This is a genomic window from Sphingomonas oligophenolica, from assembly GCF_006438955.1.
Taxonomy (GTDB): Bacteria; Pseudomonadota; Alphaproteobacteria; order Sphingomonadales; family Sphingomonadaceae; genus Sphingomonas; species Sphingomonas oligophenolica_A.
Map to the genome: position 1 here is coordinate 31,725 of NZ_RCZK01000012.1, position 17,203 is coordinate 48,927.

At 66.5% G+C, this 17,203-nt stretch carries 18 protein-coding genes; 14 read left to right on the plus strand and 4 right to left on the minus strand.

Annotation, left to right across the window (positions count from 1 at the left end):
- Positions 1-50 precede the first annotated feature (50 nt).
- The gene (locus EAH84_RS12955) at positions 51-920 is read right to left on the minus strand and encodes a Ku protein (RefSeq protein ID WP_140872430.1); all 870 of its coding nucleotides are present in this window, start codon (positions 918-920) and stop codon (positions 51-53) included.
- Between the two features lie 103 nt (positions 921-1,023).
- Here EAH84_RS12955 and pdxH point away from each other — a divergent pair, with 103 nt between their 5' ends.
- Genes pdxH through EAH84_RS12970 form a run of 3 tightly spaced genes read left to right on the plus strand, consistent with a single transcriptional unit; the run spans position 1,024 to position 3,380 of the window.
- Complete coding sequence (gene pdxH, locus EAH84_RS12960; protein ID WP_140872431.1) at positions 1,024-1,602, plus strand: pyridoxamine 5'-phosphate oxidase; 579 nt, start codon at positions 1,024-1,026, stop codon at positions 1,600-1,602.
- Between the two features lie 7 nt (positions 1,603-1,609).
- On the plus strand, positions 1,610-2,557 hold the full coding sequence (locus EAH84_RS12965; RefSeq protein WP_140872432.1) for a cation diffusion facilitator family transporter: 948 nt from the start codon (positions 1,610-1,612) through the stop codon (positions 2,555-2,557).
- Between the two features lie 25 nt (positions 2,558-2,582).
- Complete coding sequence (locus EAH84_RS12970) at positions 2,583-3,380, plus strand: PhzF family phenazine biosynthesis protein (RefSeq protein WP_140872433.1); 798 nt, start codon at positions 2,583-2,585, stop codon at positions 3,378-3,380.
- Between the two features lie 280 nt (positions 3,381-3,660).
- Here the strand turns inward: EAH84_RS12970 and EAH84_RS12975 are convergent, their stop codons facing one another.
- The gene (locus EAH84_RS12975) at positions 3,661-3,927 is read right to left on the minus strand and encodes a UvrB/UvrC motif-containing protein (protein WP_140872434.1); all 267 of its coding nucleotides are present in this window, start codon (positions 3,925-3,927) and stop codon (positions 3,661-3,663) included.
- The gene (gene mnmA / locus EAH84_RS12980; protein ID WP_140872435.1) at positions 3,924-5,027 is read right to left on the minus strand and encodes a tRNA 2-thiouridine(34) synthase MnmA; all 1,104 of its coding nucleotides are present in this window, start codon (positions 5,025-5,027) and stop codon (positions 3,924-3,926) included. Before mnmA ends, EAH84_RS12975 begins: the two co-directional genes overlap by 4 nt.
- A 152-nt stretch (positions 5,028-5,179) precedes the next feature.
- Here mnmA and EAH84_RS12985 point away from each other — a divergent pair, with 152 nt between their 5' ends.
- The 3 genes from EAH84_RS12985 (at position 5,180) to EAH84_RS12995 (ending at position 6,156) form a co-directional block, all read left to right on the plus strand.
- A complete protein-coding gene (locus EAH84_RS12985; RefSeq protein ID WP_140872436.1) occupies positions 5,180-5,407 on the plus strand; it encodes a hypothetical protein in 228 nt (75 codons plus the stop codon).
- A gap of 103 nt (positions 5,408-5,510) precedes the next feature.
- Positions 5,511-5,810 carry a DUF1153 domain-containing protein gene (locus EAH84_RS12990; RefSeq protein WP_140872437.1) on the plus strand — a complete coding sequence of 100 codons (300 nt, stop codon included), beginning with the start codon at positions 5,511-5,513 and terminating at the stop codon, positions 5,808-5,810.
- 94 nt (positions 5,811-5,904) lie between these two features.
- Positions 5,905-6,156: a GlsB/YeaQ/YmgE family stress response membrane protein gene (locus EAH84_RS12995; RefSeq protein ID WP_140872438.1), complete on the plus strand. Its 252-nt coding sequence runs from the start codon at positions 5,905-5,907 to the stop codon at positions 6,154-6,156.
- A gap of 79 nt (positions 6,157-6,235) precedes the next feature.
- Here EAH84_RS12995 and EAH84_RS13000 read toward each other — a convergent pair whose 3' ends face one another.
- The gene (locus EAH84_RS13000; RefSeq protein WP_140872466.1) at positions 6,236-6,970 is read right to left on the minus strand and encodes an SIMPL domain-containing protein; all 735 of its coding nucleotides are present in this window, start codon (positions 6,968-6,970) and stop codon (positions 6,236-6,238) included.
- Positions 6,971-7,220: 250 nt separating this feature from the next.
- Here EAH84_RS13000 and EAH84_RS13005 point away from each other — a divergent pair, with 250 nt between their 5' ends.
- The 8 genes from EAH84_RS13005 (at position 7,221) to EAH84_RS13040 (ending at position 17,170) form a co-directional block, all read left to right on the plus strand.
- Positions 7,221-8,399 (plus strand): efflux RND transporter periplasmic adaptor subunit, encoded by a 1,179-nt coding sequence (locus EAH84_RS13005; RefSeq protein WP_140872439.1) that lies wholly within the window; start codon positions 7,221-7,223, stop codon positions 8,397-8,399.
- A 6-nt stretch (positions 8,400-8,405) separates the two neighbouring features.
- On the plus strand, positions 8,406-11,630 hold the full coding sequence (locus EAH84_RS13010) for an efflux RND transporter permease subunit (protein ID WP_140872440.1): 3,225 nt from the start codon (positions 8,406-8,408) through the stop codon (positions 11,628-11,630).
- A 54-nt stretch (positions 11,631-11,684) separates the two neighbouring features.
- Positions 11,685-12,956 (plus strand): DUF445 domain-containing protein, encoded by a 1,272-nt coding sequence (locus EAH84_RS13015; RefSeq protein WP_241656599.1) that lies wholly within the window; start codon positions 11,685-11,687, stop codon positions 12,954-12,956.
- Positions 12,957-13,047: 91 nt separating this feature from the next.
- Complete coding sequence (locus EAH84_RS13020; RefSeq protein ID WP_140872441.1) at positions 13,048-14,154, plus strand: ABC transporter permease; 1,107 nt, start codon at positions 13,048-13,050, stop codon at positions 14,152-14,154.
- Positions 14,154-15,062: an ABC transporter ATP-binding protein gene (locus EAH84_RS13025; protein ID WP_140872442.1), complete on the plus strand. Its 909-nt coding sequence runs from the start codon at positions 14,154-14,156 to the stop codon at positions 15,060-15,062. The genes EAH84_RS13020 and EAH84_RS13025 overlap by 1 nt, the downstream gene beginning before the upstream one ends.
- Positions 15,062-16,027: an MlaD family protein gene (locus EAH84_RS13030; protein ID WP_140872443.1), complete on the plus strand. Its 966-nt coding sequence runs from the start codon at positions 15,062-15,064 to the stop codon at positions 16,025-16,027. Before EAH84_RS13025 ends, EAH84_RS13030 begins: the two co-directional genes overlap by 1 nt.
- A gap of 2 nt (positions 16,028-16,029) precedes the next feature.
- The gene (locus tag EAH84_RS13035) at positions 16,030-16,632 is read left to right on the plus strand and encodes an ABC-type transport auxiliary lipoprotein family protein (RefSeq protein ID WP_140872444.1); all 603 of its coding nucleotides are present in this window, start codon (positions 16,030-16,032) and stop codon (positions 16,630-16,632) included.
- Positions 16,633-16,660: 28 nt separating this feature from the next.
- Positions 16,661-17,170, plus strand: a complete 510-nt coding sequence (locus EAH84_RS13040) for a DUF421 domain-containing protein (RefSeq protein ID WP_140872445.1) — start codon at positions 16,661-16,663, stop codon at positions 17,168-17,170.
- Positions 17,171-17,203 lie beyond the last annotated feature (33 nt).

Genomic DNA, 17,203 nt, shown 5'->3' on the forward strand with positions numbered 1-17,203 from the left:
CCCGAACCCGTCCTTCGACAGGCTCAGGATGAACGGGGGAGGGTGGGCGCTTACGCACTTTTCTTGGACACCGTTTTCTTCGCGGGATATTTCTTCGCGGGGGCCTTTTTCGCCGCGGGCTTGGTGGTGCCCCCCGATTTCTCCATCGATTTCTTGAGCGCGGCCATCAGGTCGACGACGTTCGAGCTCGTTTTTTCCTCGCCGCCCTTATCGTCGATGATCTTCTTGCCGTGCGCCTTGCGCTTGCGCTCGACGAGGTCCTTCAACGCATCGACATAGCGATCCTTGAACTCGTCGGGGTGGAAGGCGGCGGTCTTCTTGGCAATCAGCGCCTCGGCAAGATCGAGGAGATCGTCGTCGGGCTTGTCGTCGGGGATGTCGCGGAAATAGCCCTGCGCCTGGTGGACCTCGTCGGCGTAGCGCAGCGTTTCGAGCACCATCCCGCGTCCGCACGGTTTGAGGCTGACGACATATTCGCGGCCGCGCAGCGCGAGTTGGCCGAGCCCGACCTTCTTGGTGCGCTTCAACGCCTCGCGCAGCACGATGAACGCCTCTTCGGCGAGGTCGTCGGCGGGGACGACGAAATAGGGTTTTTCGTAATACAACACGTCGATCTCATGTGCGTCGACGAATTGGGTGAGTTCGAGCGTCTTTTTCGATTCGAGCTTTACCGCGTCGATCTCTTCCTGGTCGAGCAGGACATATTCGCCCTTCGCAACCTCATAGCCCTTCATGATCTCGTCGGTGTCGACCGGGCCGACCCCGGTGACGACCTTGTCGTAATGGATCGGCTTGCCGCTGGGTTCGTGGATCTGGCGAAACGAGATTCCCGCGCCGCTTTTGGTGGCGGAATAGATTTCGACCGGGATCGAGACGAGCGCGAGCCTGATCTGTCCCTGCCAATAGGCGCGTGCGGCCATCCCCGGTTCCTTAGTCGTTGCGAAGTCGATTCAATCGCCCGGTTCCAATCCCTGGCGTCGAGAGTCGTTCCGCTCGTCGGAATGTTGCGCTACATGGGCGGCGATGACCGACAATCCGTTCGCGCTGTTCGACACCTGGTTCGCCGAAGCCAAGGCGTCCGAACCCAATGACCCCAACGCGATGGCGCTCGCCACCGCGGACGGGGCGGGGCGTCCCGCGGTGCGGATGGTGCTGCTGAAGGGGCACGGTCCCGACGGCTTCGTGTTCTACACCAATCGCGAGAGCAACAAGGCGGCGGACCTGCGCGAGAATATGGCGGCGGCGTTGCTGTTCCACTGGAAGTCGCTGCGCCGCCAGGTCCGCATCGAGGGCGCGGTGACGCTGGCGAGCGAGGCCGAGAGCGATGCGTATTTCGCGAGCCGGGGCCGCGATTCGCAGCTTGGCGCCTGGGGATCCGATCAGTCGCGCCCCCTCGATTCGCGCGAGACGTTCGAGGCGCGGTTCGCGGAGATGACCGCGCGGTTCGCGGGCTGCGACGTCCCGCGGCCGCCGCATTGGGGCGGGTATCGGGTGACGCCCGACCGAATCGAATTCTGGCAGGACCGCGCGCACCGGCTTCACGAACGCCGCGTCTTTACTCGCGCCGATAGCGGGTGGCGCGAAGGCTTGCTGTTCCCATGAGGCGCACGTGACTAGAGACGAACGCCGCCGCGTGCTGCCCTATGCGGTGCGCGCTGCGCTCGCGAGCGTGGCGATGGCGGGGTGCCTGCTCGCGCTCAAGAGCTTCGCGGCGTGGCAGACCGGCTCGGTCGCGATGCTCGGCAGCCTGGCCGATACCGGGCTCGACCTGCTCGCGAGCCTGGTGACGCTATACGGGGTGCGGCTCGCGGCGACGCCGGCGGATCACGACCATCGGTTCGGGCACGGCAAGGCGGAGGCGCTCGCCGCGCTGTTCCAGGTTGCGCTGATCACCGCGTCGGCGGTGGGAATCGCGTGGCGCGCGATCCGTGCGCTGGGCAGCGACGCGCCGACCACCGACGCTGGGTTCGGAATCGGAGTGTCGGTGGTGGCGATTCTCGCGACCGCGGTGCTGTTGTGGTATCAGCGCCGGATCATCCGCCAGACCGGATCGGTCGCGATCATGGCGGACAATGTTCATTACCAGTCCGACGTGCTGCTCAACGGGTCGGTGATCGTCGCGCTGGTGCTCGACCAGTATTTCGGGTGGCACAAGGCCGACCCGGTCTTCGGGATCGTGATCGCGCTGTGGCTCGCCTGGGGGGCGTTCAAGGCGTCGTCGACCGCAATCGACCAGCTGATGGACAAGGAATGGCCCGAGGATCAGCGTGCCGCGTTCCTGGAAGTCGCGGCGCGCCAGCCGGGGCTGAAGGGCATCCACGATTTCCGCACCCGCCGATCGGGCAGCCATGATTTCGCGCAATTCCACATGGAGGTGGCGCGCGACCTGACCGTCCATCAGGCGCATGATATCGTCGAGCGCGTCGAGCATAGCTTGCGCGACATGTTCCCCAAGGTCGAGGTGCTGATCCACCTCGATCCCGAAGGCCATGTCGATACCGACAATCCGCTGGTCGAGGCGGACGTGACCCCGCACTGGTTTGGAAAGCGCGTATGACGCGCAGGAGGTTTGGGAAACGCGTATGAGAATTCCCTTCATCCAGGTCGATGCGTTCGCCGACGCGCCGTTCGCGGGCAATCCCGCGGCGGTGATGCCGCTGTCGGCGTGGCTGGCCGACGACGTGCTCCAGGCGATCGCCGAAGAGAATAACCTGAGCGAAACCGCGTTCATCGTGCCCAGTGCCACGGACGGCGTCGATTTCGATTTGCGCTGGTTCACTCCCATCGCCGAGGTCGCGCTATGCGGCCATGCGACGCTGGCGAGCGGGCATGTTGTGCTGTCGTCGGACACCGCGCTGTCGCGGGTACGTTTCGCGACGCGGCAGGCGGGCGTGATCGAGGTCGCGCGGGTCGATGACGGCTATGCGCTTGCGCTGCCCGCGTGGGGACCCGACGCCGCCGATCTGACGCCCTATGTCGACGCGCTGGCGCTCACCGATGTCGAGGCGACGCTGTGGCATGAAAAAGGCTATGCGTTGATCGTCGTCGGCGACGCTGCGACCGTTCGCGCGCTCGATCCCGATCAGCGCGCGGTGAAGGCGGCGGGGCAGGCCGTCGTTATAGTTACAGCGCCTGGCGACACGACCGATATTGTCAGCCGCGTGTTTACCCCCGCCTATGGTATCGATGAGGACCCGGTGACGGGATCGGCGCATGCGGTGATGGTGCCCTATTGGGCCAAGCGGCTGGGACGCGATGACTTCACCGCCTATCAGGCGAGCGCGCGGGGCGGGCGGCTGACTTGTCGTCACGATGGCGATCGCGTGATCCTGGGCGGGCATTGCGTCACCGTGATCGAGGGGACGTTTCTGCTGCCGTGAGGCGGCTTCGTCGAGCGTATGACACCAGATCAATCAAACCTTCAACCGTTCGCCCCGAGCCTGTGGGGCTTCCATGCAGATACTATTTTCATGGGGTCGGGTCGAAAGGCCTGAGGCTCAGCACGAACGGTTTAGGTAAAGCCATCGCGCTCTATTACCTCCTCGGCGAAGGCCGGGGTCCAGGTGGGAAGGTTGCTGTAACGAGGGACGGCGTGAGCCAAGGTTCGTGTACTAACTTGACCCCGGCGTTCGCCGGGGAGGTGCTGGTGGGGAATGGGGCTTAGCGCTTCCGCCCTTTGGTCATCGGGTCGGGCTTTTTCGGTTTTACCCAGCCGTCGGGCGGGGTCATACGTTGCTGGCTGGTGCCGAGCCCCATCGCGCCGGGTTGCTGGCGGGTAAGGCCGGTGGGGTCGATCGCGGTGTCGCCGTCGCCAGCACCTGCGCCGCTGCGGAGCAGGCTGATCTGATCGCGCAGGCGCCGGGCGGTTTCGAAATCGAGCGCAGCGGCGGCGGCGTCCATCTGGCGGGTGAGGTCGGCGATCGTCATGCCGCCTGTAACGCGCCCTCGGTCTCGGCGATCCATCCGCCGCCCATCACCCGGTCGCCGGCGTAGAGCACCGCGGCCTGGCCGGGGGCGACGCCATATTCGGGCGAGTCGAAGACGACGCGGTCACCGATCATCGCGGCGGGGACGGGCTGCGCCATCGAGCGCACCTTTACGGTCAGCGCGCCGTCGAACGGGCCGAGCCGATTGATGCCGTCAAGCCGTGCCGCCGCCACCGCGAGCGCGGCGCGGGGGCCGACGACGACTCGCTTCGCGGCGGGATCGAGCCGGACGACGTAGAGCGGTTCGGGGGTGCCGCCGAGCTCGAGCCCGCGGCGCTGACCGACGGTGAAGTGGATCAGCCCGCGGTGTTCGCCGAGCTTGGCCCCGGCTAGATCGACGATGTCGCCCCGGGTGTCGGCCTCGGGCCGCAGCTTTTTGACGAGCCCGGCGTAATCGCCGTCGGGGACGAAGCAGATGTCCTGGCTGTCGGGCTTGGCGGCGACGCCGAGGCCGAGTTCGGCGGCGATTTCGCGGACCCGGGCCTTGGGCAAGTCGCCAAGCGGAAAGCGCAGGTAATCGAGCTGGGCCTGGGTGGTCGCGAACAGGAAATAGCTCTGGTCGCGCGCGGGATCGGTGGCGCGGTGTAGTTCCGCGCCGCGGGCACCCTCGACGCGGCGGACATAATGGCCGGTCGCGAGGCAATCCGCGCCGAGATCGCGCGCGAGCTTCAGCAGATCGGTGAATTTCGGCCCCATGTTGCACTGGACGCACGGGATCGGGGTGCGCCCGGCGAGATATTCGTCGGCGAACCGGTCGATGACCTGGTCGCGAAAGCTCGATTCATGGTCGAACACATAATGCGCGATGCCGAGCCGGTCGCAGACCGCGCGCGCGTCGCGGATATCGCGCCCTGCGCAGCACGACCCTGCGCGGCCCACCGCTTCGCCATGATCGTAGAGCTGGAGCGTGACCCCGATCGTCTCCGCGCCGGTCGCGTGCGCCAGCGCGGCGACGACCGAACTGTCGACCCCGCCCGACATCGCGACGACGATGCGCTTGCCCGCCAGATCGGCGCCGAGCTGAAAATCGGTCCTGTTCATGATCGCAGGCCCATAGCGGGCCGCGCCGCACCGTGCAAAATTCGGCGACGCGCGCGCGAAAGTTCACGATTGATTGCACGCGGCTTTACCCGACCTTCACTGCCTTGGCCCTAGGCCGGTTCGACCAGAGGGTTGCACAGGCGAGTTGGGCGTTGGATCTTAGTTTTACCGGTTTCGATGACAGGACCGAGGTCACCGCCTTGCCGGCCGATCTGTCGGTCCTGATGGTCGGGATCGCCGCGCGGCAGGCGGCGAGCGTCACCGCGCATGTCCAGGCGGGGTTCGCGCCCGGGATCGCGTCGACCCGTCTGCTCGAGCCGGTCGATGGCGCGTTCAACGGCCCGATGGCCCGCGCGCTAATCCGATGGAAAGACCAATGAAGACCGCGTTTACCTAGGCGTTTCAGCCGATCTTATTGTCCGCGCCCTATCAGGGTGTCCGTAGTTCAGTGAGGGGGCCCCCCGCCCCGACTTGAGGTAGTGAATGATCGAGAACCAGAAAATCAGGCCCGCCAAAGTCATCGGTCCGCTCGGCGAATCGCTGACGCTGGATTCGCTGCCGCCGCCGTCGACGACCCGGTGGGTGGTGCGGCGCAAGGCCGAGGTGGTCGCCGCGGTGAACGGCGGGCTGCTGACCGTCGACGAGGTGTGCGCGCGCTATGGCCTGACCGTCGAGGAATTCGCCGGGTGGCAGCGCGCGATCGACCGATCGGGGATGCCGGGGCTGCGCGTCACGCGCATCCAGCACTACAAGTCGCTCTACGAGCGCCAGCAAAAATATTGATCGATGTGAAAAACGAAACGCGAGCGGAACAATATCCTAGCATCGAGAGTCTTGGTTCCATCGCCCGGTTACGGGAGCAACGGAGGGACGTGTAATGGGTATCATCATTTGGCTGATCGTCGGCGGCATCTGTGGCTGGCTGGCCAGCATGATCATGAGGACCGACGGGCAGCAGGGCATCATCCTGAACATCGTGGTCGGGATCGTGGGCGCGGTCATCGCATCGTTCATCTTCGGTGCCAATATCAACGCCGGTATTACCGTCATGAGCTTCGTTTATTCGCTGATCGGTGCGGTCATCCTGCTCGCGATCGTCAACCTCATTCGGCGGGGCAGCGTCCGCTAACCGCGGCGATCCGATCGATGACGGTATAGAGAGGCCGCCCGGCAATCCCGGGCGGCCTTTTTTTGTCGCGGCCGCGGGGTCATTGCAGCAGAAAGCGCATCGACAGCGTCACGGTGACATCCTGTTCGCCCGGCGCGATCTCGGTCTTGGCATCGGCCATCTGGGCGCGGGCATAGGCCATCGGTCGCGGCGGCTGGCCCCCGCTATTCTGCCCCGATTCGGCGATCGTCACGAGCCGCACGACGCGGAGGCCTGCGGCGGCGGCGTAGAGATCGGCACGCGCGCGGGCGCGCTTCACCGCATCGGTCCGCGCCTCGTCCAGCGCGGCATCGGGTCGGTCGATCGACAGATTGGGGCCGTCGATCTGATTCGCGCCCTGCGCGACCAGCGCATCAAGGATCGTGCCCGAGGTTGAGACATCACGGAACCGGACCGTGACGGTGTTGGTCGCCTGGTACCCGGTGATCACCGGGGGCTGGTTGTCGGCGTAGCGATATTGCGGGGCGAGGCCGACGGTGGAGGTCGCGATATCGCGATCCGCGACCCGCGCCTGTTTCAGCGCGGCGAGGACGCGGGTCATCCGCCGGGCGTTGTCGGCGAGCGCCGCCGCAGCGGTCGCGTCCTGGCTGACGACGCCCGCGCGTATCGTCGCGAGATCGGGGACGCGGGTGGTGCGGCCCTCGACCGTGACATCGAGCACGGTCCCCGTCGCGGGCACCATCGGCGCAATCGAGGTTCCCGCGTCCTGCGCGATCGCCCCGGCGGGCATCGCCAGGGTCACGGCCAGCGCCACACCCATCGCCCTACGCGTCATCGTCGTCACCATCGATCCATTGTCCTTTTACTGTTGCTCTGCTGTCGCAGTCTTGGATTCGTTTGCATCAACCTTGGCTGAACATAGCGGCTTATTGTTGCGGATGGGATCGCTTTCGCGCATATCTCCGGCGCGCACGCGTTGGGGCTTGAGTGCGGTGACCTATTCATATAACACAGCCGGGATGAAGGCGTCGGAAGTTACCGATGACATGCCGACCAGATGGCCGAGACGGGGACGAGCGACGCGCATGAACTACGAATCGCGGACGATTGCGCAGGACGAACGCCCGGCGTTGCCCGACTATGACGGCGAAGGCCGTCGCCGGAAGCGCAACATCGTGGTCGGGGTCGTCGTCGCGCTGCTGGTGGCGGCGCTCGCCTGGACGGTCTTCGGACACAAGAAGCCCGCCGCCGCCCCCGCGGGCGCGGCGGTCGAACAGGTGCCGAGCGTCAGCGTCATCGTGCCCGGCCGCAGCACGGTCGATCGCACGATCAGCGCGACCGGCACGATCGCGGCACGAGTCGACATGCCGGTCGGCGTGGCGGGCGAGGGCGGGATGGTCACCGCGGTGCGAGTCCAGCCGGGCCAGTGGGTGAATGCGGGACAGGTCCTCGCCAGCGTCGACCGGTCGGTCCAGAACCAGACCGCACAGTCGCTCGCGGCGCAGATTTCGGTCGCACGGTCGGACCAGTCGATCGCGCAGTCCGAGCTCGATCGCGCCGCGCAACTGGTCGATCGTGGGTTCATTTCGAAGGCCGACCTGCAGCGCAAACAGGCGACGCTCAATTCGGCGGCGGCGCGGGTCAAGGTGGCGCAGGCGACGTTGCGCGAGGCGCAGGCGCGTACCGGGCGACTCGACATTCGTGCGCCCGCCGCGGGGCTGGTGCTGGCGCGTAACGTCGAGCCGGGACAGGTCGTGAGTGCGGGATCGGGGATGTTGTTCCGGATGGCGAAGGGTGGTCAGATGGAATTGCGCGCGCAGATGAGCGAGCAGGACCTGACGACGATGCATGTCGGCGCCCCTGCGGTGGTGACCCCGGTGGGATCGACCCAGAGCTTCAAGGGCGAGGTGTGGCAGGTGTCGCCCGTGATCGATCCGCAATCGCGCCAGGGGATCGCGCGGGTCGCGCTGAAATATGATACCGCGCTGCGCCCAGGCGGCTTTGCGCAGGCCGAGATCACCAGCGGTGCGGCAAGCGTGCCACAACTGCCCGAATCGGCGGTGCAGAGCGATCGCAAGGGCAATTACGTCTATGTCGTCGGTGCCGACAACAAGGTCGCGCGCCGCGCCGTGACGGTCGGGCAGGTGACCGATCAAGGCGTGTCGGTGACCGGCGGGCTCACCGGCAGCGAGCGCGTCGTCTCGTCGGCCGGCGCATTCCTGAGCCCCGGCCAGAAGGTCAAACCGATCAACAAGGCGAGCTGACGTGTCATGAGCTTTCGCAATATCTCGGCCTGGTCGATCCGCAACCCGGTCCCGCCGATCGTCATCTTCCTGGCACTGACGCTGGCGGGGATCGTCAGCTTCATGCGGATGGACGTGAACGCCGATCCCGACATCGACTTCCCGGTCGCCTATGTCACGATCAGCCAGCCCGGTGCCGCGCCGAGCGAACTCGAGACCCAAGTCACCAAACGCGTCGAGGCCGCCGCGCGGGGAATCCAGGGCATCGATGAGATCCGCTCCACCGTGCGCGAAGGGAATTCGACGACCTCGATCCAGTTCCAGATCGGCACCAACATCGACCGCGTCGTTAACGACCTGCGCGACCAGATCACGCAGATCCGCAGCAACCTGCCCGATGGCATCTTGGAGCCGCAGATCGGCCGGGTCGACACCACCAACAATGACGTCGCGAGCTTTTCGGCGAGCGCGACCGACATGACCGTCGAACAGCTGAGCTGGTATATCGACGACACCGTGACCAAGTCGCTGCTGTCGATTCCCGGGATGGGCGGGGTCCAGCGCAACGGTGGGGTGAGCCGCGAAATCCGCGTGATCCTCGATCCGGCGAAGCTCCAGGCCTACGGCCTGACCGCGACCGCGATCAATGCGCAGCTGCGTGCGACCAACGTGAACGCGACCGGTGGCAAAGCGGAGATCGCGGGGTCCGAACAGGCGGTGCGCGTGCTCGGCAACGCCGCCGACGCCTTCGCGCTGGGCGAGACGCTGATTTCGGCGGGCAACGGGCGCACGGTCCGGCTGTCGGACGTCGCCGACGTGCGCGATTCGAACGCCGAGCAGACCTCGCTGTCGTCGATCAACGGACGCCAGGTGATCAGTTTCGACTTCCAGCGGACCAAGGGCGCGTCCGACGTCACGGTGTACCACGAGGTCGAGAAGAAGCTCGCCGAGCTCGAGAAGCGCAACCCCAATGTGCGCTTCAAGCTACTCTCGACCGGGGTTGACGATACCGAAGCGCAATATGAAGGCGCGATCGAAGCGATGATCGAGGGTGCGGTGCTCGCGGTGGTCGTGGTGTTCCTGTTCCTGCGCGACTGGCGCGCGACTGCGATCTCCGCGCTCGCGATCCCCTTGTCCGCAATTCCGACCTTCTGGTTCATGGACATGATGGGGTTCAGCCTCAACGTCATGACGTTGTTGGCGCTGAGCCTGGTCGCGGGTGTGCTGGTCGACGATGCGATCGTCGAGATCGAAAATATCGTGCGCCATATGCGGATGGGCAAATCCGCCTATCAGGCATCGATCGACGCCGCCGACGAGATCGGGCTGGCGGTGCTGGCGACGACGATGTCGATCGTCGCGGTGTTCATGCCGGTGTCGGTGATGCCGGGCATTTCCGGCCAGTATTTCAAGAATTTCGGGCTGACCGTCGTCGCGGCGGTGCTGATGAGTCTGGGGGTCGCGCGACTCGTCACCCCGATGGTCGCGGCGTATTTCCTGAAAGCGAGCGGGCATGTCGAGGGCCGCGATGGGCTGATCATGCGGACCTATATGCGCACCCTGCGCTGGACGCTCGACCAGAGCGCACAGCAGCGCGCCGCGGCGCGCGGCGGGTGGCGGTGGCTGACGTCGATGGTCCGCGACCACCGCGTCTGGGTGATGGGGATGGCGTTTCTGTCGCTGGTGCTGACCGTCGCGATCTTCATGATGCTGCCCCAGGAGTTCCAGCCGCCGCGCGACAACGATCGCAGCACCGCGCTGATCGACCTGCCGCCGGGATCGACGCTGGAGCAAACCAAACGGGTAACCGACGAGGTCGCGCAGATCCTGAAGGCGCAACCGAGCGTCGACTCGGTCTATCAGCGCACCTTTGTCGCCAAGGGGCGGGTAACCGCGATGCTGCGCAAGGACCGCGAACAGACGAGCATCCAGTTCGAGCGCGGGCTCGCCCCGCGGCTCGCCGCACTCCCCGATGCGCGGGTGTCGTTCCGCAACAACAACGGGTGGGGCGGCAGTTCGCGCGACCTTAGCCTGACGCTGGGCGGTGACGACCCACGCGCGCTCCAGGCGACCGCGGATACACTCGTCGCACAGATGGCGCGGCTGAAATCGATCCAGGCACCGCGGGTCGAGGGCGGGCTCGAGCGGCCCGAGATCGTCATCAAGCCGCGGCTCGACCTCGCCGCCGATCTCGGCGTGACGACGAGTTCGCTGTCGAACGCGATCCGCGTCGCGACGCTGGGCGACATCGACCAGAACAGCGCGCGCTTCTCGCTGTCCGACCGGCAGATCCCGATCCGTGTCGCCTTGGCCGAGAATGCGCGCCAGAAGCTGTCGACGATCGAGAACCTGCCGGTGCCGACGGCGTCGGGCGGATCGGTGCCGCTCAAGGTTGTCGCCTCGATCGGATTCGGCGCGGGGCCGACCCAGATCGACCGAATTGCGCAGCAGCGCCAGCTGACCGTCGGGGCGGATCTCGCCCCTGGGGTCATCGAGGGCGATGCGATGAAACAGATCAACGCGCTGCCCGCGTTGCAGAACATGCCGCTTGGGGTCAGCAAGCTGGCGGTCGGCCAGTCGAAAGCGCAGCAGGAACTGGTCGTCAACATCATCACCGCGGTCGCCGCGGGGTTCTTCCTTCTCTTTGCGGTGCTGGTGCTGCTCTATCGCCGGTTCCTGCCGCCGTTCGTCAATTTGGGGTCGCTGTTCCTCGCCCCGCTGGGCGCGTGCATCGCGCTGTGGATCGCGGGGATGTCGGTGTCGCTGCCGGTGTATATCGGCCTGCTGATGCTGCTCGGCATCGTCGCCAAGAATTCGATCCTGCTGGTCGATTTCGCGCTGGAGGAGATGGCGCACGGCGTTGCCAAGTTCGAGGCGATCATGGATGCGGGCCACAAGCGCGCGCAGCCGATCGTGATGACGACGGTGGCGATGGTGGCGGGGATGATCCCGACCGCGCTGTCGCTGACCGGCGACGGATCGTTCCGCGCGCCGATGAGCGTGACGGTGATGGGCGGGCTGATCCTGTCGACCGCGCTGACGCTGCTGATCGTCCCGTCGAGCTTCAGTCTGGCGGTGGGTGTCGAGCGCGCGATCGGATCGCGGATCGGACGCCGCCTGATCACCTATCGCCCGGGCGACGATGGCAGCGATGTGGTCGAACTGCCCGGCCCGCGCCGTCCCGCGCTGGGGCCGGTCGCGCCGCGACTGGGCCGCGGTGGCGATGACGAGGGCGTGCAACCTGCCGAATGACGGTTCGCCTACCCAAGGATTGAACATTCCCCGCGCTTGGGGCTTGTTAGCGGGATGACACCGTCCACCAGCGCCAGCCTTGCCCACGAGGCGGCCCCGCCAGCGCTGGTCCGGATGCGCCGGGTCGCGGCCGCGCTGCTGGTTGCGATGGCGGCGTTGTTCCTGTTCAGCCGTTATCAGGGTTCGCACGGACCCTCCTGGTGGGGATATGTCCAGGCGTTCAGCGAGGCCGCGATGGTCGGTGGCCTCGCCGACTGGTTCGCGGTGACCGCGCTGTTCCGCCATCCGTTGGGGCTGCCGATTCCGCACACCGCGATCGTGCCGCGCAACAAGGACCGGATCGGCGATCAGCTCGCGCAATTCCTGCGCGACAATTTCCTGATCCCGCGCGTCGTCGCGCGGCGGATGCGGCGGCTCGACGTGGCGGGCGCGATCGCGCGCTGGCTGACCGATCCCCCCGAAAGCGCGGGCGGGCGGTTCCGCCAGGGCGCCTCGAAGCTTGTCGCGCAGATGCTCGAGGCGCTCGACCCGCAGCGCCTCGGCGGGATGGTGAAGGGCGCGGTCGCCAACCGGCTGCGTGAGACCGAGATCGCGCCGATCGCGGGCCAGTTGCTCGACGCGGCGATGAAGGAGGGGCGGCATACCCCGCTGCTGGCGTCGGCGATTCGCTGGGCGTCGGGCGCGCTGTCGACCAACGATTATCTGATCCGCCAGATCGTCCACGATCGCGCCGGGTCGCTGCTGCGGTGGACCGGGCTCGACGAGGCGGTCGCGGACCGGCTAATCGGCGGCCTCGACAAGCTGCTCGCCGACATGGCGGACGATCCGCAGCACCCGCTGCGGCTGAAGGCGGAAGAGGGGCTCGATCGGTTCGCGTGGGACCTGCGCCACGATCCCGCGATGCGCGCGCGGGTCGAGGCGCTGAAGATCGAGCTGATCGATAACCCCGCGATGCAGCGCTGGCTCGACGGCCTATGGGAACAGGCGCGCAGCATGTTGCTCGGAATCGCGCGCGATCCGGAGGCGGCGATGGCGGGGCGGCTGGGCGATATGCTCCGCCAATTGGGCGATACGCTGCTGACCGACCGGCGACTGGCGACCACGATCAACCGCTTCGTGCGCCGCGCCGCGGTCGGGACCGCCGCCGATTATGGCGATGGCATCGTCCGGTTGGTGTCGGAAACGGTGCATAGCTGGGATGCCGATACGATCACCCGGCGGTTGGAAAATGCGGTCGGGCGCGACCTGCAATATATCCGGGTCAACGGCACGATCGTGGGCGGCTTGGTAGGGCTGGCGATCCACGCGATCGACGTGCTGTTGTGACCGCGCCGGTCGGGGTCGCGCGGGGCGATCGGTTCGTCGCACCGGGCATTCGTCTTGCCGTTGCAACGACTTTAGACCATGAGTGCGACCGATGAGCGCCAAGCCCGATTTCGAGCAGATCAGCGACGCGGGCGGAACGCTGCGCTTCACCGGCGATCTGTCGCTGCGGCTGCTCGGCGACTTGCCCGATCGCCTCGACGCTGTCGATGGCAAGGTCGCGGCGATCGACCTGAGCCAGATCGAGCGAATCGACACCGTCGGGGCATGGGTTGTCCACCGTTTCGCCGAGCGCCACGATGCGACGGTCGAGGGACTCGATCCCGATGACCAGCAGTTGTTCGACCAGGTCGTCGATTCGGCCGAGCCGGTGAAGATGCGCGACCAGCATGGTTCGGCGTTCACGCGATTGCTAGAAGAGGTCGGCGACGCGATGTCGATGACGATCCACACGCTCTATGGGTTGCTCGGTTTCCTTGGCGCGACGACGATCGCGTTCGGCGCGGTGGCGCGGCATCCCCGCCGGTTTCGCTTCAACGCGGTGGTGACGCAGTTCAACAATGTCGGCGTCGCCGCGCTCGGCATTGTCGGGCTGATGAGCTTCCTGATCGGGATCGTCATTGCGCAGCAGGGCGCGGTGCAGTTGCGCCAGTTCGGCGCAGAGGTGTTCACGATCAACCTGGTCGGACGGCTGACGCTGCGCGAAATGGGCGTGCTGATGACCGCGATCATGGTCGCGGGGCGATCGGGCAGCGCGTTCGCGGCGCAGATCGGGACGCAGAAGCTGACCGAGGAGATCGACGCGATGCGGACGATCGGGGTGTCGCCGATGGAGGCGCTGGTCGTGCCGCGGACGCTGGCCGCGATCTTGCTGATGCCGCTGCTCGGCTTTTATTCCTCGCTGATCGCGTTGATCGGCGGCGGGTTGCTGACATGGCTGACGCTCGGGATTCCGCCGGTCACCTTCATCCAGCGGATTCGCGAGGTCGTGCCGATCACCGACCTGTATATCGGGCTGATCAAGGCGCCGGTGTTCGGCGCGATCATCGCGGTGGCGGGGTGTTTCCAGGGGATGCAGGTCGAGGCGAACGCCGAACAGGTGGGCCTGCGCACCACCGCCGCGGTCGTCCAGGCGATCTTCCTCGTCATCGTGCTCGATGCGTTCTTCGCGATGTTCTTCACCTGGCTGGGGTGGAACTGATGCCGCGGCGGACGGACGATATCGTCATCGAGGTGAAGGGGCTGACCAACAGCTTCGGCGATCAGGTGATTCATCAGCAGCTCGATCTGGAGGTGAGGCGCGGCGAGATTCTGGGCGTGGTCGGCGGGTCCGGGACGGGCAAATCGGTGCTGATGCGATCGATCATCGGATTGCAGACCCCCGACGAGGGCGAGATCACGGTGTTCGGCGAACCCACGATCGGGCGCGATCCGACCGAGGCGACCAATATCCGCAAGCGCTGGGGCATCCTGTTCCAGGGCGGCGCGCTGTTTTCGACGCTGACCGTCGCGGAAAATGTCCAGGTGCCGTTGCGCGAATTCTACCCCGATCTCGACCAGGCGCTGCTCGACGAGATTGCGTCGTACAAGGTCGTGATGACCGGGCTCGACGCCAGCGCTGGCCCCAAATTCCCCTCCGAATTATCGGGCGGGATGAAGAAGCGCGCCGGCCTGGCGCGCGCGCTGGCGCTCGATCCCGAGCTGTTGTTCCTCGACGAGCCCACCGCGGGGCTCGATCCGATCGGCGCGGCGGCGTTCGATGAACTGACCCGCGGGCTCCAGCGGACGTTGGGGTTGACCGTGTTCCTGATCACCCACGACCTCGACACATTGTACGCGATCTGCGACCGGGTCGCGGTGATCGCGGACCAGAAGGTGATCGCGGTCGGCACGATCGACGAGTTGCTCGCGCTGGATCATCCGTGGATCCAGGAGTATTTCAACGGCCCGCGCGGACGCGCGGCGCTGGCGGGCAAGCGCGATATCGAGGGCGAGATCAAGCGCCGTCCGACCGCCGCGTCGCTCGCCGCCACCAACGAGGCCGACGCCGAGCAGGGCGATGACGCCGTCGCTACAGATGCCGTCAAAACAGATTCAGGGACACGCTGATGGAAACCCGTTCAAACCATGTGCTAGTCGGCGCGATCGTGCTGATCCTGCTCGCGGTGCTCGCGATCTTCACCGTGTGGATCGCGCGGCTGGGGGGATCGTCGGAGAAGGAATACGACATCTTCTTCAAACAGGCGGTCGACGGGCTGGCGAAGGGCTCCGCGGTGACGTTTTCGGGCGTGCCGTCGGGGCAGGTCAAGGAGATCGCGCTGTGGAAGAACGATCCGCAGTTCGTCCGTGTCCGGATCAGCGTCAACGACAAGACCCCGGTGCTCGAGGGCACGACCGCGACGGTCGCCGGGGTCGGCTTCACCGGAGTCAGCCAGGTCTCGCTCGACGGCGCGCGCAAGGGCGCGAAGCCGATCGCGTGCCCCGATACGCCCAATGCACAGGTCTGCCCCTATGGCGTGCCGGTGATTCCGACCAAGCAGGGCGGGCTGGGCGCGATCCTGAATTCGGCGCCGCAGCTGCTCGAACGGCTGTCGACGCTGACGGAGCGGCTGACCGGGCTGTTGTCGGATCGCAATCAGACCTCGATCGCGGGGATCCTCGAGAATACCGACCGGTTGAGCCACGCGCTCGCGGATCGCGGGCCGGAGATCGCGGCGACGCTGGCGCAGACCCGGGTCGCGATCCAACAGGCGGGCGATGCCGCGCAATCGATCGGCCAGCTGGCGGATACCACCAACGGGGTGCTGAGCGACGACGTCAAACCTGCGATGCAGAACTTGAACAAGGCGATCGCGTCGGCGCAGCAGAGCGCCGATACGCTCAACGGTGCGATCCAGGATGCGCGGCCGGGGCTCAAGACCTTCTCGACCCAGACGATCCCCGAGGCGAACCGGCTGGTCCGCGACCTGCGCACGACCGCGACCGCGCTATCGTCGATCGCCCAGAAGGTCGACCAGCAGGGTGCGAGTTCGCTGATCGGTTCGCCGAAACTCCCCGACTACAAGGGCAAGTGACCATGAAGACACCGTTTTTCGTGCCCGCGCTGATCATCGGCGCCAGCCTGTCGCTATCCGGCTGCATCAGCTTCGGCGCGAAGCCGCCGCCGCAGTTGCTGACGCTGGAGGCCGCGACCGCGCCGACGGTGGGTGCGCAACAGGATTCGGCGACCGCCAAGTCGATCGTGGTCAAGGTGCCGACCACCCCCGCGGCGCTGGCGACCGCGCGGATCCCGGTCCAGGTGACTCCGACGACGATCGCCTACGTCCCCGATGCGCTATGGTCCGAACCGCCTGCGACGCTGTTCGCGCGGCTGATCGCGGATACGCTGACCGCGCAGACGCGAATGGTGGTGCTGTCGTCGATCGAATCGATCGGCGAGCCCAGCGCCTCGCTCGCGGGCGAATTGCGGGCGTTCGGGATCGATTCGACGACGCGCCAGGCGGTGGTTACCTATGACGCGGCGCTGACCCGCGTCGGCGAGACCAGCGTTGAAAAACGCCGGTTCGAGGCGCGGGTGCCGGTCGCGGCGATCGACGCGACGACATCGGGCACCGCGTTGAACCAGGCGGCGAACCAGGTTGCGGGCGAGGTCGCGAGCTGGGTCGCCGGCGCGCGCTGATCGTGGCGGTCGGGCGGCGGCCACGCCGATGACCGACATGACCGTGCCCGATGCGCTGATCCGCGCGGTGGTGTTTTCGCTCGTAGCGCTCGTCTGGGTCATCGCGCTCGTCCGGGTCGCGGGGGTGCGATCGCTGTCGAAGATGACCGCGTTCGATTTCGTCGTCACGCTGGCGACGGGATCGCTGCTCGCCAATGCCAGTGCGGCATCGGGCTGGGTCACGTTCGTCCAGTCGGTCGCGGCGCTGACGGTGCTGATGGCGGCGCAGGTCGGGCTGGCGTTCGCGCGGCGCACGCGCGCGGTGCGGCGGATGATCGAGAACGAGCCGCTGTTGCTGATGCGCAACGGTGCCTTCCTCGACGACGCGCTGCGCAAGGGGCGGGTGACACATGAGGACCTGCGCGCCAAGCTGCGCCAGGCCAACATCGCCGATCCGCGCGCGGTCGCGTTCATGGTGCTCGAGACCACCGGCGATATCGCGATCCTGACGCATACCGATCTGGGCGAGGAGATGATGGCGGGGGTGCGCGGCGGTTAGAACCCGATGCGAGTAAAGTGAACCGCCCAAACC

Coding starts and splice junctions, on each gene's coding strand:
- mnmA (WP_140872435.1), bottom strand. CDS start 5,027: ATGAACAGGACCGATTTTCAGCTCGGCGCCGATCTGGCGGGCAAGCGC.
- EAH84_RS13020 (WP_140872441.1), top strand. CDS start 13,048: ATGAGCGCCAAGCCCGATTTCGAGCAGATCAGCGACGCGGGCGGAACG.
- EAH84_RS12970 (WP_140872433.1), top strand. CDS start 2,583: ATGAGAATTCCCTTCATCCAGGTCGATGCGTTCGCCGACGCGCCGTTC.
- EAH84_RS13000 (WP_140872466.1), bottom strand. CDS start 6,970: ATGACGCGTAGGGCGATGGGTGTGGCGCTGGCCGTGACCCTGGCGATG.
- pdxH (WP_140872431.1), top strand. CDS start 1,024: ATGACCGACAATCCGTTCGCGCTGTTCGACACCTGGTTCGCCGAAGCC.
- EAH84_RS12995 (WP_140872438.1), top strand. CDS start 5,905: ATGGGTATCATCATTTGGCTGATCGTCGGCGGCATCTGTGGCTGGCTG.
- EAH84_RS13040 (WP_140872445.1), top strand. CDS start 16,661: ATGACCGACATGACCGTGCCCGATGCGCTGATCCGCGCGGTGGTGTTT.
- EAH84_RS13015 (WP_241656599.1), top strand. CDS start 11,685: ATGACACCGTCCACCAGCGCCAGCCTTGCCCACGAGGCGGCCCCGCCA.
- EAH84_RS12975 (WP_140872434.1), bottom strand. CDS start 3,927: ATGACGATCGCCGACCTCACCCGCCAGATGGACGCCGCCGCCGCTGCG.
- EAH84_RS12955 (WP_140872430.1), bottom strand. CDS start 920: ATGGCCGCACGCGCCTATTGGCAGGGACAGATCAGGCTCGCGCTCGTC.
- EAH84_RS13030 (WP_140872443.1), top strand. CDS start 15,062: ATGGAAACCCGTTCAAACCATGTGCTAGTCGGCGCGATCGTGCTGATC.
- EAH84_RS13010 (WP_140872440.1), top strand. CDS start 8,406: ATGAGCTTTCGCAATATCTCGGCCTGGTCGATCCGCAACCCGGTCCCG.
- EAH84_RS12990 (WP_140872437.1), top strand. CDS start 5,511: ATGATCGAGAACCAGAAAATCAGGCCCGCCAAAGTCATCGGTCCGCTC.
- EAH84_RS13005 (WP_140872439.1), top strand. CDS start 7,221: ATGAACTACGAATCGCGGACGATTGCGCAGGACGAACGCCCGGCGTTG.
- EAH84_RS13035 (WP_140872444.1), top strand. CDS start 16,030: ATGAAGACACCGTTTTTCGTGCCCGCGCTGATCATCGGCGCCAGCCTG.
- EAH84_RS13025 (WP_140872442.1), top strand. CDS start 14,154: ATGCCGCGGCGGACGGACGATATCGTCATCGAGGTGAAGGGGCTGACC.